The organism is Rhodococcus sp. NPDC056743 (assembly GCF_042790355.1).
Classification (GTDB): domain Bacteria; phylum Actinomycetota; class Actinomycetes; order Mycobacteriales; family Mycobacteriaceae; genus Rhodococcus_F.
Genome location: NZ_JBHTZI010000008.1, coordinates 347,528 through 363,660 on the forward strand (window position 1 = coordinate 347,528; position 16,133 = coordinate 363,660).

Annotated in this window: 14 protein-coding genes; 1 reads left to right on the plus strand and 13 read right to left on the minus strand. The window is 62.3% G+C overall.

Annotation, left to right across the window (positions count from 1 at the left end):
* Positions 1-7: 7 nt before the first annotated feature.
* From ACFRFQ_RS20345 to ACFRFQ_RS20385, 9 genes are all read right to left on the minus strand, one after another.
* Positions 8-1,081 carry a hydrogenase expression protein HypE gene (locus ACFRFQ_RS20345; RefSeq protein WP_138873132.1) on the minus strand — a complete coding sequence of 358 codons (1,074 nt, stop codon included), beginning with the start codon at positions 1,079-1,081 and terminating at the stop codon, positions 8-10.
* 164 nt (positions 1,082-1,245) lie between these two features.
* On the minus strand, positions 1,246-2,037 hold the full coding sequence (hypB, locus tag ACFRFQ_RS20350) for a hydrogenase nickel incorporation protein HypB (protein ID WP_378661400.1): 792 nt from the start codon (positions 2,035-2,037) through the stop codon (positions 1,246-1,248).
* 2 nt (positions 2,038-2,039) lie between these two features.
* Positions 2,040-2,369 carry a hydrogenase maturation nickel metallochaperone HypA gene (gene hypA / locus ACFRFQ_RS20355; protein ID WP_378661402.1) on the minus strand — a complete coding sequence of 110 codons (330 nt, stop codon included), beginning with the start codon at positions 2,367-2,369 and terminating at the stop codon, positions 2,040-2,042.
* Positions 2,370-2,552: 183 nt separating this feature from the next.
* Positions 2,553-4,253: a cutinase family protein gene (locus ACFRFQ_RS20360; RefSeq protein ID WP_378661405.1), complete on the minus strand. Its 1,701-nt coding sequence runs from the start codon at positions 4,251-4,253 to the stop codon at positions 2,553-2,555.
* 187 nt (positions 4,254-4,440) lie between these two features.
* The gene (locus ACFRFQ_RS20365) at positions 4,441-5,547 is read right to left on the minus strand and encodes an alcohol dehydrogenase catalytic domain-containing protein (protein WP_378661407.1); all 1,107 of its coding nucleotides are present in this window, start codon (positions 5,545-5,547) and stop codon (positions 4,441-4,443) included.
* 29 nt (positions 5,548-5,576) lie between these two features.
* Complete coding sequence (locus ACFRFQ_RS20370) at positions 5,577-6,980, minus strand: pitrilysin family protein (RefSeq protein WP_260684022.1); 1,404 nt, start codon at positions 6,978-6,980, stop codon at positions 5,577-5,579.
* Positions 6,981-7,107: 127 nt separating this feature from the next.
* On the minus strand, positions 7,108-9,378 hold the full coding sequence (locus ACFRFQ_RS20375) for a polyribonucleotide nucleotidyltransferase (RefSeq protein WP_033234900.1): 2,271 nt from the start codon (positions 9,376-9,378) through the stop codon (positions 7,108-7,110).
* A gap of 454 nt (positions 9,379-9,832) precedes the next feature.
* Positions 9,833-10,102: a 30S ribosomal protein S15 gene (rpsO, locus tag ACFRFQ_RS20380; RefSeq protein WP_033234901.1), complete on the minus strand. Its 270-nt coding sequence runs from the start codon at positions 10,100-10,102 to the stop codon at positions 9,833-9,835.
* A 158-nt stretch (positions 10,103-10,260) separates the two neighbouring features.
* Positions 10,261-11,241, minus strand: a complete 981-nt coding sequence (locus ACFRFQ_RS20385; protein ID WP_378661411.1) for a bifunctional riboflavin kinase/FAD synthetase — start codon at positions 11,239-11,241, stop codon at positions 10,261-10,263.
* A gap of 140 nt (positions 11,242-11,381) precedes the next feature.
* On the opposite strand from ACFRFQ_RS20385, the gene ACFRFQ_RS20390 reads away from it, so the two are divergent.
* Positions 11,382-12,143 (plus strand): metal-dependent transcriptional regulator, encoded by a 762-nt coding sequence (locus ACFRFQ_RS20390; RefSeq protein WP_138873126.1) that lies wholly within the window; start codon positions 11,382-11,384, stop codon positions 12,141-12,143.
* A gap of 35 nt (positions 12,144-12,178) precedes the next feature.
* Here ACFRFQ_RS20390 and truB read toward each other — a convergent pair whose 3' ends face one another.
* Genes truB through ACFRFQ_RS20410 form a run of 4 tightly spaced genes read right to left on the minus strand, consistent with a single transcriptional unit; the run spans position 12,179 to position 16,129 of the window.
* Positions 12,179-13,105: a tRNA pseudouridine(55) synthase TruB gene (truB, locus tag ACFRFQ_RS20395; RefSeq protein ID WP_378661413.1), complete on the minus strand. Its 927-nt coding sequence runs from the start codon at positions 13,103-13,105 to the stop codon at positions 12,179-12,181.
* Between the two features lie 24 nt (positions 13,106-13,129).
* On the minus strand, positions 13,130-13,789 hold the full coding sequence (locus tag ACFRFQ_RS20400) for a 4'-phosphopantetheinyl transferase (protein ID WP_378661416.1): 660 nt from the start codon (positions 13,787-13,789) through the stop codon (positions 13,130-13,132).
* Between the two features lie 13 nt (positions 13,790-13,802).
* Positions 13,803-14,726: a metallophosphoesterase family protein gene (locus ACFRFQ_RS20405; RefSeq protein ID WP_378661419.1), complete on the minus strand. Its 924-nt coding sequence runs from the start codon at positions 14,724-14,726 to the stop codon at positions 13,803-13,805.
* Entirely contained in the window at positions 14,711-16,129 is a 1,419-nt protein-coding gene (locus ACFRFQ_RS20410) for an MATE family efflux transporter (RefSeq protein WP_378661421.1), read from the minus strand. Before ACFRFQ_RS20410 ends, ACFRFQ_RS20405 begins: the two co-directional genes overlap by 16 nt.
* Positions 16,130-16,133 lie beyond the last annotated feature (4 nt).

The following is a 16,133-nucleotide window of genomic DNA, read 5'->3' on the forward strand; positions in this document are numbered from 1 at the left end:
GAGTTGTTCACCACGTACGCGTGGCGCCGGTGAGCAACTTCGAACCTCTTTCACGCCAATGCGGTTCCTTGTCCAAAGTGTGACCGGTGATCCGGCGCAGGCTGTGAATCACGCTGCCGTACATACCCACAGCGGTGGACGAGAGCTTACCGCCGGGCGGTTCGTCCATGAAGGGCATGAATTTGTCCGGGAACCCCGGCATGGTGCACCCAATGCAGATGCCGCCCACATTGGGGCATCCACCCACTCCGTTGATCCAACCACGCTTGGGCACATTGCATTTCACGACAGGACCCCAACAGCCCAGTTTCACGATGCACTTGGGCGAACCGTATTCGGTGGCAAACTCTCCTTGCTCGTAGTAGCCACCGCGATCGCAGCCCTCGTGCACCGTCGCACCGAACAGCCATTGCGGCCGCAACGATTCGTCGAGCGGAATCATCGGCGCCTGATCGGTTGCCATATACAACAGGTACGTCAGTGTCTCGGACAGATTGTCCGGCTGGATCGGGCATCCCGGCACACACACGATCGGGATGCCCGCCTTGGATTTCCACGTCCATCCCAGATAGTCCGGTACACCCATCGCTCCGGTCGGATTTCCCGCCATGGCGTGAATACCGCCGTACGTCGCGCAGGTACCAACGGCAACAACCGCAGTCGCTTTGGGCGCCAACCTGTCCAACCACTCACTGGTGGTAACCGGTTGACCCGTTTCCCGATTGTTGCCGAATCCGCACCAGTAACCCTCGTCGTGCAGTTTCTCGTTCGGGATCGACCCCTCGACAACAAGGACAAACGGTTCGAGTTCACCCCGATCGGCTTTCCAGAACCATTCCAGGAAATCGTCGGCACCACCCTCCGGCCCACACTCGAAGTCGATCAGTGGCCAATGCACCGCAACCTGTGGCAAGCCGGGCAGCGCACCGAGTGCAATCTCTTCGATGCTTGGTTGCGTGGCCGCGGTCAACGCCACCGAATCGCCGTCACAACTGAGCCCGGCATTGATCCACAAAACATGGATGAGAGTTTCTTCCGCCTTCGCTGCTGCGGTGTCCGCAGTCGCATTCCGAGTATTCATATCAGCCGCTTTCACGTGTGCGACGGCACCACTTGCTACACCGGGTCTGGTTCCACCGGATTCCTGCCGCCGGTATCGAACACCACCCGAGCCGATATTCGGCCCGCAACGTGGCACCCACTCATTTCATTAAGTACCCGAGCAGATCAGTTGTCAACGACAACTCAGGAAAGCGCCATGCGAGCATCGATCCAGTCATACCACTGCGACAAACCCTCACCCGTTGTCGCCGACAAAACCACAACGCGCACAGCAGGATTCAGCGATTTTGCCTGACGGATACATTCTTCGACATCAAAATCCACATAGGGAAGCAAATCGATCTTGTTGACAATGACAAGGTCCGCACCGGTAAAGATATGCGGATACTTCATTGGCTTGTCAGCGCCTTCCGGCGTAGAAATTAGGACAACCTTGCCTTCCTCGCCGAGGTCAAAAAGCGCGGGACACACTAGATTTCCCACATTTTCGATCAAGAGAAGCGAACCGTCGATCGGGCGGTTCACGGTAATCGCCCGATCGATCATTTCGGCGTCCAGATGGCAACCGGCGCCCGTATTCACTTGGACAACAGGAGATCCCGTCGACCGAATTCTCTCGGCATCGAGCGCAGTCTCCTGGTCCCCCTCGATAACGGCAATCGGAAACCGGCCGCGCAAGTCGTTGATCGTGCGAACCAGCAACGTTGTCTTACCCGCACCCGGCGAACTCATGACATTGAGCGCGGCAATCCCGCGCCGCCGCATCCACTCGCGATTACGGGTGGCAATGTCGTCGTTCTTCGCCAGCACTTGCTGTTCCAGAACCACGGTTGTGCTGGGCGAATGATCGTGACTGTGCGGGTGCTCATGGTCGTGACCGTGGTCGTGGTCGTGGTCGTGCCCCGACTCACCCTGCCCCGATTCGCCGGAGATTCGCACCCCCGCGCCCTCGCCGCAGCCGCACGTTGCGCACATGATCAGCTCACTTCCATCGACAATATCCGTAGTTCACGCCCCGCAAGGATCTCGACGTCGGCGCTGCCACAGGGGCAGAGCAGGATCATGTCCGGCGGCGAGAAAACCTCACCGCACTCATGGCAACGCACACTCGTCGCAATCTCGTCGATGCGCAGACTCGCGCCTTCGGCCTGAGTACCCGCCGTCACGACGTCGAAGCAGAACAACAACGAATCGGGCACAACAGCACACAGTCGTCCCACTTCGAGTCGGACACCGCATACCCGTCTCGTCCCGGCCTTCTCGCACACGGCATCGACCACACTCTGGGCAATTGACAGTTCATGCACGGCTGACCCGCAATTCACACGTGAAGGGAACGTGCATTCCACGATAGGCGCCACATCAACCAGGCAACAGAGTAGAGAACCGGGCAACAGAGTCGAGCTGGGCAGTCCCGGGCATAGAAACATGAAAAAGGCTGCGATCCGCGCGTACACGCGGATCGCAGCCTGATGCTTGCCGAGAAAGGGTTACTGGCCCGGAGTCGACGGTTTGGTTGTGGTCGTCGTCGTGGACGTCACCGGAGTGGTGGTAGCGGCCGCCGCATCCGAAGTCGCTGTCTCCGATGTCGGAGCACTCGAGACTGCTGCGCCCGTGGTGGGCACTACCGATTCGGTCGGCGTTGCGACCGCACCTGACGTCGCGGAAGCATCTCCTGCGGCAGGTGCAACCGGAGACGTTCCCGGCGCGGTTGCGGAATCCGTCGAACCCGTGGTGCCGGCCGGAGCCTGACCCTCGGTGCCTTCGGCTGCAGCAACATCGCCTTCTGCGGTGTCATCAGCCATGTACGTGTCAACGGCAGCGGCAAGCTCTACGGCTGTGGGCTTGGCCGTCGTATCGACGGGCTTGCCGTCCTTGGCCTGCTGCGCGAGATACGTGAGCCACGCTGCTGCGTACTGCGCAGAGGTCAACGGCTTACCGTTCGCGGCGTCGGCGTCGCGCCAGTAGTCGAAGTGATGTCCGACGTCCGGACCCAGTGTCATCTGGTACGGATCGCTCATGATCACCGGAATCGTGTTCTGGTTGGTGGCGATCAGTCCGACGATCTCCTTGAAGAGCTTCTGCGGCAGGTACGCCAGCGGAGACACCTTCTCAGCGGTGATCGTGTCTTCGTCGGCCACCGTGGTAACCGTGGTGGTGGTACCCGGCTTGTAGTCCGGATCCGATACCTTCAGCATCACCTGGAGGAAGGTCTCGTCGCTCTGCATCCAATCAGGGTTGGATGAAATGTCGTTGAATGCCTCGAAGACGATCTGGCCGAACACAACCGCGACATTGATACCCGTGGTCGGGGTGAGTCCCTGGGATTCGAGGTCGTCGATGTTCAGCTGGCGGCCGACGTTCGCAGCCAAGAGCAGGAGCGAAATATTACTCGGAGCCGAGCAGGTGAAGTCACCGTCGGAACAGAACGACGCGACCTTGCCGTTCAAATCGCCGAAGCTGCCCGACGTGCCAGGGAGAACGCCCTGACCTGGTGTCGCCGACGTTCCGGTCTGGTACTTCGTGTCGAAGTTATCCGGGTTCGTGAACGGATTGGCAGCACCGATGAATGTGCCGTCACCGGCCAGGCGCCCCGCGTCCGCGAGCAGGACCACGCCGACAACCTTGTCCGCGTCTACCCCGAACTCGTTGTTCTCCTGGTTGCCGATGTCCATGGCAACACGGCGGACGACGTCAGCACCCTCGCTGTACCCGACGATCGAGAACTGCGTCTTGGGGCATTCCTTCGCAATCGCGCTCATGACGGACTGCGTGTTTGCGGCGCCGGCGGCAACGGCATCCTCGTACGACGCCATGTTCGCCGGGTAGGCGATATAGACAGCCGCATAGGAGTCGGGCTTGGTCGCGTTGACCGAACCGGCCGGGTTGATCACCTGATCGACGCGGTCACTCGTGTAGTCACCCGACAGTGCGGCGGGAAGCGGCTTTCCGTCTGCGCCGAGCAGCATCTTGACCGTGTTCGCGTCCGGTGTGTCGTGCCGACCGGCAACTGCGATGCTCACCATGTCGTGGCATTCGGTGACCGACGACGTCAGTTGCGTCTCGATCGTGCTGGACTGCGGTGCGTCCACTGCTACCGCTACAGCTACCAGCGCTGCAACGCCGAGCGCTGCAGGCGCCAGTGCGCCCGCAAGTATTCGATGTCGTGACAAGAACCCACGAACCGCCATATTTTCTCCCCAATCCACTTTCGGAAAACGTACGACCGACCCCCGGGGCGTCACGCAACGTCATTCGAGTAGTCGTCCAGTTCGGGGGAAGCGTTACATCGGTTAACGATGTGCCAGGGCTGCGAGTACCGAAATGGGGAGCAAGGCGCGAGCTATCGATCGGCAAAAGCCCTGTTCATGACCACTATCAGTCGAAAATAATGACCTGTCGGATTGCTTTCCCATCCGCCAGTTCGTCCATCCCCGAATTGATGTCGGCCAACTCGATTCGTGACGAGATGAGCTTCTCGACCGGCAGCCTTCCGTCGCGCCACAATTGCGCGTAGATCGGGATGTCACGGGCCGGCACTGCCGATCCGAGATAGCTGCCGATGACGGTCCGAGCTTCCGCGACCAGTCCGAGTGGCGAAATCGACGAGCGCGCGTCGGGTGCGGGCAGTCCCACCGTCACCGTCGTGCCACCCGCAGCCGTGGCGGCCACTGCGGTTTCGAACGCCCGCGCATTACCGGCCGCTTCCACGACTATGTCTGCACGAACGCCACTTTCGGACAATCCAGACGGCGTGAAGACCTCGGTCACACCCAGTTCCAAGGCCTGGGCCAGCTTCGACTCGAGCGCGTCGACACCGATGACCGTCGCGACACCCAACGCTCGGGCAGTCAGAATTGCCGCCATACCGACGCCACCCAAACCGACAACCATCACAGTGTCGGTAGGACGGGGCTTTGCCGCATTGAGTAGTGCTCCGCCACCGGTCAGCACCGCGCAGCCAAGCACGGCCGCAATATCCGGCGGTACGTCGTCGTCCACGGCCACCACAGACTTGGCATTCACGACCGCGTGCGTCGCAAATCCGGACACTCCCAGGTGATGCTTGACGCTCGCACCGTCGCGCCGCAACCGGTGCGCACCCCCGAGAAGACTGCCGTCGTTGTTGGCCGCGCTGCCCACCGTGCACGGCATCCGGCCGTCGGTTGCGCAGCCGGCGCACTCGCCGCACCGAGGCAGGAAGGTCATGACAACACGATCCCCCACCCGCAGACCCGCGACGCCGTCACCGACGTGCTCGATCCGGCCGGCGGCTTCGTGCCCCAGCAGCATCGGCACCGGGCGGACACGGTTGCCGTCCACGACGGAGAGATCCGAGTGACACAGTCCGGCCGCCTCGATCCTCACGAGGATCTCACCCGGACCGGGAGCATCAAGTTCGAGTTCCGACACGGTAATCGGCCTCGACGACGCGTACGGCCGGCTCCGCCCGATTTCTTCGAGAACTGCTCCGCGAATCTTCAACTGCGCACCCTGATTTCGCTGGTTATCGACTATCGAACAATCCCACGCACTGACGCCGGCAGATCCCGGACACGCTTGTACGGACCCACGACTGCGGCGGCAAACGGCCTTGTCAGCAGTGTCTGCGCCACCTCGAGAACTTCTTCCGCGGTGACGGCGTCGATGGACGCCAAAGTCTGCGCGACGCTGCGGTGATTGCCGTAGTTCAATTCACTACGGCCGATGCGGTTCATCCGCGAACCTGAATCTTCAAGCGAGAGAACAAGGCTGCCCCGAAGAGCGCCCTTGGATCGCGCGATTTCCGCGTCCGTGATGCCACCGGCCGCCACCTGAGCGAGAACCTCGCGGATCACCGTGGTGACTTCGCCCAAGTTCTCCGGCTGACAGCCCGCGTACACCGAGAACGCACCCGTGTCCGCAAACGTGTCCACCCCGGAGTACACGGAATACGCCAAACCACGCTGTTCCCGAATCTCTTGGAACAGACGCGAACTCAAGCCGCCGCCCACCGCGGTATTGAGCACCGACAGCGCCCACCGATGACCCTCGTGACGGCCGAAAGCCCGCACACCGAGCGCAAGATGAACCTGTTCGCTGTCGCGGTGCGTCAAACTCAGTTCCGGCATCGTGCGCAGACGCAGAGTTCCCTCACGGCGCGGAGCCGGCTTCACACCACGCTCGAGGTGACCGGCAAATGCGCGCTTCGCCAACGTCACCACCTGCTTGTGATCGACATTTCCGGCAACTGCGAGAACCATCCGTTGCGGCGTGTACCGACGCACATGGAAGGAATGCAACTGATTGCGGGACATCGACTCGATGGAATCCACGCTACCGATGATGGGACGACCCACCGGATGATCACCGAACAGAGCCGTCAGAAAGGCATCACCGAGGAGATCTTCCGGATCGTCGTCGCGCATCGCGATCTCTTCGAGGACGACCTGTCGTTCGACATCGACATCTGCCGACCGGCACCGGCCGCGCAGAACGACATCGGCGACAAGATCAACCGCCATCGACAGATCCTCGTCGATCACGTGCGCGTAGAAGCAGGTGTGCTCCTTGGACGTGAAGGCGTTGAGTTCGCCGCCCACCCCGTCCATGACCTGAGCGATGTCGAGCGCCGTACGCGACGGCGTCGACTTGAAGAGCAGGTGCTCGAGGAAATGGGCCGCGCCGGCAACGCTGGGCTGCTCGTCGCGCGATCCGACACCCACCCAGACGCCGACAGACGCACTGCGCACACCCGGAATGAACTCGGTGACGACGCGGAGTCCGCCAGGCAGAACTGTCCGCTGAACACCGGATTCGGGAAGAGCGTCGATCGGTGTCGCGAGTGCAGCACTACGGCTGCGCGTCTTCTTCGCAGCATTCTTGGCAGTTGTCGTGCCGGATGTCTTGGCAGTGGTCTTGCCTGGGGTCTTGGCCATGAAAAAGTTCAGCAGTCCTCGGTGCGGAGAATGATCAGGTCCGGAAAGTATGTGTCTACAGACAGTACAGATGCGGCCCCGCACGGAAATCCGCGCGGGGCCGCATCGAACAAACCGAGAAGTAGTGCTACTCGGAAGCAGCCTCTTCAGCAGCCGGAGCGGCAGCGTCGTCGTTGCCCTCTTCCACGGGGATCAGCGAGATCTTGCCGCGAGCGTCGATGTCGGCGATCTCGACACGGATCTTGGATCCGACGTTGACCACGTCTTCGACCTTGGCAATACGCTTGCCGCTGCCCAGCTTGGAAATGTGCACCAGTCCGTCGCGACCCGGCAGGAGCGAAACGAAGGCACCGAAGGCGGTGGTCTTGACGACCGTGCCCAGGAACCGCTCGCCGACCTTGGGGAGCTGCGGGTTGGCAATGGCGTTGATCATGTCGATCGCGGCCTGTGCAGACGGTCCATCGGTGGCGCCGACGAACACGGTGCCGTCGTCTTCGATGGAGATGTTGGCACCGGTCTGCTCGGTGATGGAGTTGATCATCTTGCCCTTGGGGCCGATGACCTCGCCGATCTTGTCGACCGGGACCTTGATGGCCGTCACGCGAGGCGCAAACGGGCTCATCTCGTCCGGGGTGTCGATGGCCTCGGCCATGACCTCGAGGATCGTGGTGCGAGCATCCTTGGCCTGCGCGAGTGCGCCGGCGAGGACCTTGGACGGGATGCCGTCGAGCTTCGTGTCCAGCTGCAGAGCCGTGACGAAGTCCTTGGTACCGGCAACCTTGAAGTCCATGTCACCGAAAGCATCTTCGGCGCCGAGGATGTCCGTCAGTGCCACGTAACGGGTTTCGCCGTCGACCTGGTCGGAGACGAGGCCCATGGCAATACCGGCAACCGGAGCCTTCAGCGGCACACCGGCATTGAGCAGTGCGAGCGTGGAAGCACACACCGAGCCCATCGAGGTGGAACCGTTCGAGCTCAGAGCCTCGGAGACCTGGCGAATCGCGTACGGGAACTCTTCGACGCTGGGCAGAACCGGCATGAGAGCGCGCTCAGCGAGAGCACCGTGACCGATTTCGCGACGCTTCGGCGAACCGACGCGACCCGTCTCACCGGTGGAGTACGGCGGGAAGTTGTAGTGGTGCATGTAGCGCTTGCTGGTCTCGGGGCCGAGCGAGTCGACCTGCTGAGCCATCTTCACCATGTCGAGTGTGGTGACACCCAGGATCTGGGTCTCGCCGCGCTCGAACAGTGCGCTGCCGTGTGCGCGCGGGATGATCGCAACCTCGGCGGACAGCGAACGGATGTCCGTGACGCCGCGGCCGTCGATGCGGAACTGATCGCGCAGGATGCGCTGGCGAACCAGCTTCTTGGTGAGCGAGCGGAACGCTGCTCCCAGTTCCTTCTCGCGGCCTTCGAAGTTCGGTGCAACCTGCTCGAGAACCTCGACCTTGACCTCGTCGGTCTTGTCGTCACGTTCCTGCTTGCCGGCGATTGTCAGTGCGGCATTGAGCTTTTCGGACGCAGCAGCCTCGACGGCAGCAAAAACGTCGTCCTGGTACGCCGGGAAGACCGGGTAGTCACCCGTCGGCTTCGCAGCCTTGGATGCCAGTGCTGCCTGTGCGGCGCACAGGCGTGCGATGAACGGCTTGGCAGCCTCGAGGCCTTCGGCGACGATGGTCTCGGTGGGAGCCTGAGCGCCGTCGGCGATCTTCGCGATGACGTTGTCGGTGGCCTCGGCCTCGACCATCATGATCGCGACGTCGGCGTTGTCACCGCTGCCGGACACGACGCGGCCGGCGACGACCATGTCGAAGACGGCGTTCTCGAGCTGATCGACCGTCGGGAATGCAACCCACTGGCCGGCCTTGTTGTCCTCGGAGACGATGAGTGCAACACGCACGCCACCAACGGGTCCGGAGAACGGCAGGCCCGCGATCTGCGTCGACGCGGATGCGGCGTTGATAGCCACGACGTCGTACAGATCCTGCGGGTTGAGGCTCATGACCGTGACGACGACCTGGATCTCGTTACGGAGACCGTCGACGAACGACGGGCGCAGCGGCCGGTCGATGAGGCGGCAGGTCAGGATCGCGTCCGTGGAGGGGCGTCCCTCACGACGGAAGAACGAGCCGGGGATGCGGCCCGCCGCGTACATGCGCTCTTCGACGTCCACCGTCAGGGGGAAGAAGTCGAAGTGCTCCTTGGGGTGCTTGCTGGCGCTCGTGGCGGACAGCAGCATGGTCTCGTCGTCCAGGTAGGCAACGACGGCACCGGCGGCCTGCTGAGCGAGGCGTCCGGTCTCGAAACGGATGGTGCGGGTACCGAAGGACCCGTTGTCGATCACGGCGGTGGATTCGAACACGCCTTCGTCGACCTCTACTACGGAATTCTCTGTCATCTTTTTATCTTCACTTCCCTCTCGTCTTCGCCGTACCCGCGCGGGCGTTCCCACCCTCCTGGTGGAAACTGCGCACCGAGGGACGTCCCCCTCTTGAATTGCAGAAGTTCCTACGTGCGAACTGGTCTCTGCTTCGGGACGTCACTGACGTTCGGGGCGGCCGTCGATCGAAGTTCGCCGGAACCACAGGGCATTTGCCCGGTCCGGAGAACCACTACCGACAACCGACACCACGTTCTCTGATGCATACGGTGTGCTGACTGCGCCCTGCACAACTGCGCATAGACAACTGCGTCTAGACAACTGTGCATGTGCGCCGACAGCGGAAACTGCCTTGCGGCAGCTAACGCCGAAAGCCAGCGAAGCCCAGTATATGCGTGGCTTCGCCGGCTAACGGAGTGTTCGGCAAACCGAAGCCTGCCGTGTTGCTTTCGATCAGCGTCGTGAGAAAAATCTAGCGACGCAGGCCGAGGCGCTCGATGAGCGCACGGTAACGAGCGACGTCCGTCTTTGCCACGTACTTGAGCAGACGACGACGACGACCAACCATCAAGAGCAGTCCACGACGCGAGTGGTGGTCATGCTTGTGGGTCTTGAGGTGCTCGGTGAGATCGGTGATGCGCTTGGTGAGCATTGCCACCTGAGCTTCGGGTGATCCCGTGTCGGTCTCGTGCAAGCCGTACTCGCCGAGAACGGCCTTCTTTTCTTCCGTGGTCAATGCCACTTGATTCACTCCTGTGATGACGTTTGCGTGAAAGGAACTAGATCGGACGCGGCCGCCGCAAACCGCAGCACGCATCGAGAGGAGATTCTACCAGGACCGTTGCGATCGATTTACCGGTCGACGGCAAGTGTGTCAGCCGACACTTTTGCTGCCGGTCGTCAGCCGACGCTCTGCTGCGAATCACGGTCCAGGATTTCGCGGGCGCGCTCGACATCGCGATTCATTTCCGCGATCAACGACTCGATGGAATCGAATTTCTCCATACCGCGGATTCTCGCCACCAGGTCGACGGCGACATGCTGTCCGTACAGGTCGGCGTCGGTGTCGAGAACAAAGGCCTCGACTGTGCGAGTGCGACCGGAGAATGTCGGATTGGTGCCGACGGACACTGCCGCCTTGTACCGCTTTCCTGGTACGAGCGTACCCAACTCCTCGTCGGCCCCCAGCACGCTGAACCACGCCGCGTAGACGCCGTCGGCCGGAATTGCCGAGAACACCGGAGGCGCAACGTTCGCCGTCGGAAATCCGAGTTCACGGCCACGCTTGTCGCCGTGCACCACAACACCTTCGACGCGATGCGGCCGGCCGAGCGCCTCGGTAGCCGCAGCCATGTCGCCGGCGTCGACGCACGAGCGAATGTAGGTCGACGAGAACGTCACTGCATGCTCGGCGAGCAACTGGACACCGTCGACGGCAAATCCGAATCTATCGCCCATTTCACGAAGCAGATCGACGTTACCCAGGGCTTTCTTACCGAACGTGAAGTTGTCACCCACGACGACCTCGGCAACATGCAAGCGCTCCACCAGAATTTCGTGGACGTACCGCTCCGGAGTCAGCTTCATGAAATCCGCGGTGAACGGCATGACGCAGAAGACGTCGATACCCAGCTCCTCGGCCAGCTCCGCACGACGCGCCAACGTCGTCAACTGAGCCGGATGACTCCCCGGTCGCACAACTTCCATGGGGTGCGGATCGAACGTCATGAGCACACTGGGAACCCCACGCTTGCGCGCCGCGGCTACTGCCCGTGCAATCAATTGGGCATGCCCACGGTGCACACCGTCGAACACACCGATAGTGAGTACACAACGACCCCAATCGGCCGGAACTTCGTCGAGACCACGCCACCTCAGCACGAAAGGCAGCCTACGGGGCGCACCGCCGGTAGTTTCGGTCGGACCCCGACACCACGCGACGGTCGGACCCCGGGCGCCGACGCCCATGCACGACGTCGCAGGTACGGAACTTCCCGAATTCGTAGCCTAAGCTAAGTGTCGTGGCAGCTCACAAGACTGGACCCTCCGATACACACTCCGCGCCGGAAGGTGTCGCCGAATCCGGCGACACGAATTCCAACCCGGACGGATCGATCGACACCCTGGCGCTGTCCTCGGTCGCGCAGGACTACCTGAAGGTGATCTGGACCATTCAGGAGTGGTCACTCGAACGCATCTCCACGAAGCTGCTGTCCGAGAAGATGGGCGTCTCGGCGTCCACGGTGTCCGAAGCGATTCGCAAACTGTCCGATCAGGGCCTGGTCGATCACGCCCGATACGGATCGATCGCATTGACGGACACCGGCCGCGCGGCGGCTGTCTCCATGGTGCGGCGCCACCGACTGCTCGAAACGTATCTCGTTCACGAACTCGGCTACGGCTGGGACGAGGTCCACGACGAAGCCGAAATTCTCGAGCACGCCGTCTCCGACCTGATGATCTCGCGCATCGATGCCAAACTCGGCTTCCCCGAACGCGATCCGCACGGTGACCCCATCCCAGCCGCCGACGGGTCGATTCCCACTCCCCCGGCACGCCAACTCAGCGATTTCGCGAACGGCGAGCGCGGGCGGGTTGCGCGCATTTCCGACTCTGATCCGGAGATGCTTCGCTACTTCGATTCCGTGGGTGTCACCCTCGACGTCGAGATCACCGTGGAGGAGCGTCGCGATTTTGCCGGCACGGTGTCTGTGCGCCTGGGCGACAGCCCAGACTGTATAGATCTGGGAAGCCCTGTCGCCCAAGCCATCTGGCTAGTCTGACGGCCCAGCCGTGACGTACTACTGATCCTGACGCGCTACTGGTCTTGGCGCAGAGTCGCAGGACGCACCACCATCACCGAACTGGCACGCTTTCCCTTTTCCTGCAGCAGAGCAATCGTATGGCCGCCGGGCTCGATGGCCGCGTAGATGCCTTTGAGTCCGATCGGTTCGAGCCAACGCCCCTGACTGATGGCTTCGGCCTCCGCCGCCGTGATCTGCCGATGCGGGAACGCAGTCTGGGCAGCCTGATCGATGTCGAGACTCACGCCGGGAGCCTCGGCAAGATCCTCGAGTGTGCGTGCATGCTCGAGAGTGAACGGTCCGACGCGCGTACGACGCAGTGACGTCAGATGTCCGCCGACGCCCAACGTCCGCCCGAGATCGCGTGCCAGCGAACGAATGTATGTTCCGGACGAGCACTCCACGTCGACGTCGAGATCGACAAATCCGCCCTCGATGTTGCGCCGGGCAAGAATCTCGAACGTCGAGACCGTCACCGGCCGCGCGGAGAGTTCGACTGTTTCACCGGCTCGCACCAAAGCATGAGCCCGCTGACCGTCCACCTTGATCGCGCTGACGCTGGCCGGGATCTGCTCGATGTCACCGGTCAGCGTCGCCACGACTGCGGCGATCTCCTCGTCCGTCACGGCCGACGCGTCTGCCGTGGTGAGCACATCACCTTCCGCGTCGTCGGTAGTGGTCGACGCACCCAACCGGATTGTCGCCGAATAAGCCTTGGTGGTCAGTGCCAAGAGGCCGAGCAGTTTGGTGGCCCGCTCCACGCCGAGAATCAGCACACCCGTTGCCATCGGATCAAGCGTTCCCGCATGCCCGACCTTGCGCGTATTCAACAACTTGCGGCACCGGGCCACTACGTCGTGGCTGGTGACGCCTGCTTCTTTGTCGACGATCAGGATTCCGGCGCCGACAAGTCCGGAGGAAGGCTTTTCGCGAGCTGACACGTGTAGCGATTCTGCCAGCCGAACTCACTGCACCGAAATTGCCGTCAGGATCAGTCCGTCGGAGACCATCCACCTGCCGTCGAATTCGGTGAGCGGCGCGCCGGACGTCGCCTCTCCGGGGACCAACAACTTCGAGCGGAACGTGCCAGACGTATCCGACTCGGATTCGAACGTGATGTGTGCGTCCTCGAACCCCAACCACCGCTGCGTGAGCGGGAACCACGCCTTGTACGTGGCTTCCTTGGCGCAGAACAGGATTCGATCCCAGTGAACGGGGCTGTCGCCGGCCTGCTCGCCCAGCCAGGTTCGCTCGTCCTCGATACTGACGGCCGGAAGCACCCCGTCCGGCAGAGGTCCGTGGGGTTCGGCGTCGATCCCCAGCGAACGGACCTGCATCGAGTACGCCAGCACCGCGCCGCGATATCCGTCGCAGTGCGCAAGGCTGCCGACAACGCCCTTCGGCCATAACGGCGCTCCCCGCTCCCCGCGCATGACGGGAGCCGCCGGGACACCCAATTTTCCCATCGCGGTGCGGGCGAGATTGCGCGTCGTCACGAATTCACGACGACGCTTCTCCACCGCGCGGCCGATCAGCGCCTCTTCGCTGGGATGCGGGAGCAGTCCCGGCGGATCCTCGAACGCCTCGGCAATGGCGATGCCGCCGGGCAGAATCTGTTCGATCACGTGTCGTGCCTTTCTAGCGACCCGAGCGCATACGCTCGACTTCGGCTTCCTGCTCCGGCGTCACCTTGAAGTGGCCGCCCCATTTGTTGAGCGTTCCCGGCGGATACTCCGGCACGGGCAGAATCTGCCGCAACAGTTTCTCCGGCAGGCCGCGCCGACGCCACTCTCGTGGATATCCGAGCGACACTTCCTCGAAGCGGACGCCGTCGTAGTAGGTGGTCCGCGGAATATGCAGGTGCCCGTAGACCGAGCACACGGCGTTGTATTTCACATGCCAGTCCGCGGTCAGCGTCGTACCGCACCACAGCGCAAATTCCGGATAGATGAGCACGTCCGTTGGTTGACGAACCAACGGAAAGTGGTTGATCAGCACGGTCTTCGTGCCTTCGGGCAACGCGTCCAGACGCTCCTGCGTGTACGCGATGCGGGCACGGCACCACGCGTCGCGGGTTGCGTACGGCTGCGACGACAACAGTAACTCGTCAGTGGCGACGACGTTCTTGTCCCGGGCGATCTCGAGTCCGTGTTCCTTGTCTCGCGCCCCGACGGGCAGGAACGAGTAGTCGTAGAGCAGGAACATCGGGACGAGCGTCACCGGACCGTCTTCGCCCTCCCACACCGGGAACGGATCTTCTGGCGTGATGACGTCGATCTCGCGGCACATATTGACCAGGTACTCGTAGCGCGGAGCGCCGTGAATCTGTACCGGGTCCTTTGCCGTCGTCCACAGTTCGTGGTTTCCGGGAATCCAGATGACCTTCGCGAAGCGAGAGCGCAGGAGCGTGAGCGCCCAGCGAATGTCGTCGGTCTTCTCCGATACGTCGCCGGCCAGGATCAACCAATCGTCCGGCGAATCCGGGAACAGCTCCTCCGTCATCGGCTTGTTGCCGTTGTGACCGACATGAATGTCGCTCACTGCCATCAGCTTTGCTGCCACGATCCCTCAGCTTCCTCACTCGAACGCTCGACTGCATGCGCAGTTGTCTCGGTTCCCGTCACAGCCCACTTGCCCGAAAGCGCACGCCACGACACCGCAATCATCCGCAGTACGACAAACACCGTCAGGCCCGCCCAGATTCCGGCCAACCCCCAGTCGAAGGCCAGCGACATCCAGATCGCGGGCAGAAATCCGATCACCGCACACGCCATGGTGGCATTTCTCATGAAGGCGACATCACCGGCGCCGAGGAGAACTCCGTCGAGCGCAAACACAATGCCGGCCACCGGCATGATCGCGACAAAAAACCACCAGGCGATCGACATCTGTGCAAGCACGTCGTCGTCTGCGGTGAACAGTTGTGGGATCACCGAATGCCCGGCGGCAAACACCACGGCCAACAGCACTGCGAAGACGGTCGACCACACTGTGATCCGCCACGCCATCTTCTTGGCAGCAGCCGCAAATCCGCCGCCCAATGCGGCCCCGATCAGCGTCTGCGCGGCTATCGCCAATGAATCGAGAAGCAGCGCAACCAGGTTCCACAACTGCAGAACCACTTGATGCGCACCCACCACTGCTGCTCCGAATCGCGACGCAACCGCCGCTGCCGACACGAAACAGGCTTGAAATGCGAGGCTGCGCAGAATCAGATCACGGCCCATGACCATCTGCGCGCGCATGATCGACACACGTGGTCTGGCCGAGACGGGTTCACGGAACAACGCCCACGCGAACAAGATCCCGGAGATGCTCTGACCGACAAGATTCGCAACTGCCGAACCTTCGAGCTCGAGGCGCGGCGCACCCCATAGTCCGTGAACCAGGATCGGGCACAGAACTGCCGAAATCCCCAGTCCCACAAGAACGAAGCGCAGCGGACGGATTGTGTTTTGCAGGCCTCGCATCCAGCCGTTGCCGGCGAGGGCTACCAGAATGAGCGGCACACCCAGCACCGCGATGCGCAGCCAACTCTCGGCCGCATCCGCGATATCGGAACCGCCCGCCACCGCCGACGTCAGCGGCCCGGCAATCGCCTGCACCACTGCCACCAACAACAACCCGATGGCCAACGCCAACCAGGTTGCCTGAACACCCTCACCGATCGCCTCGCGATCGCGACCTGCGCCATGCAGTCGAGCGGCACGAGCCGTCGTTCCGTACGACAGGAATGTCAACTGAGTGCTCACCAACGACAGAATGAGCCCGCCCACTGCCAGACCCGCCAACGGAAGAGCTCCGAGCCGTCCCACGACGGCTATGTCGAACAGGAGATAGAGCGGCTCGGCTGCCAGTACACCTAACGCGGGCAACGCCAACCCGAAGATACGACGGCCTGTCACGTCGACATCCGCACCGGACTTTGTCGCAGCGCTCGGCACAGTGCTGTCGGATGCGGTCACGATC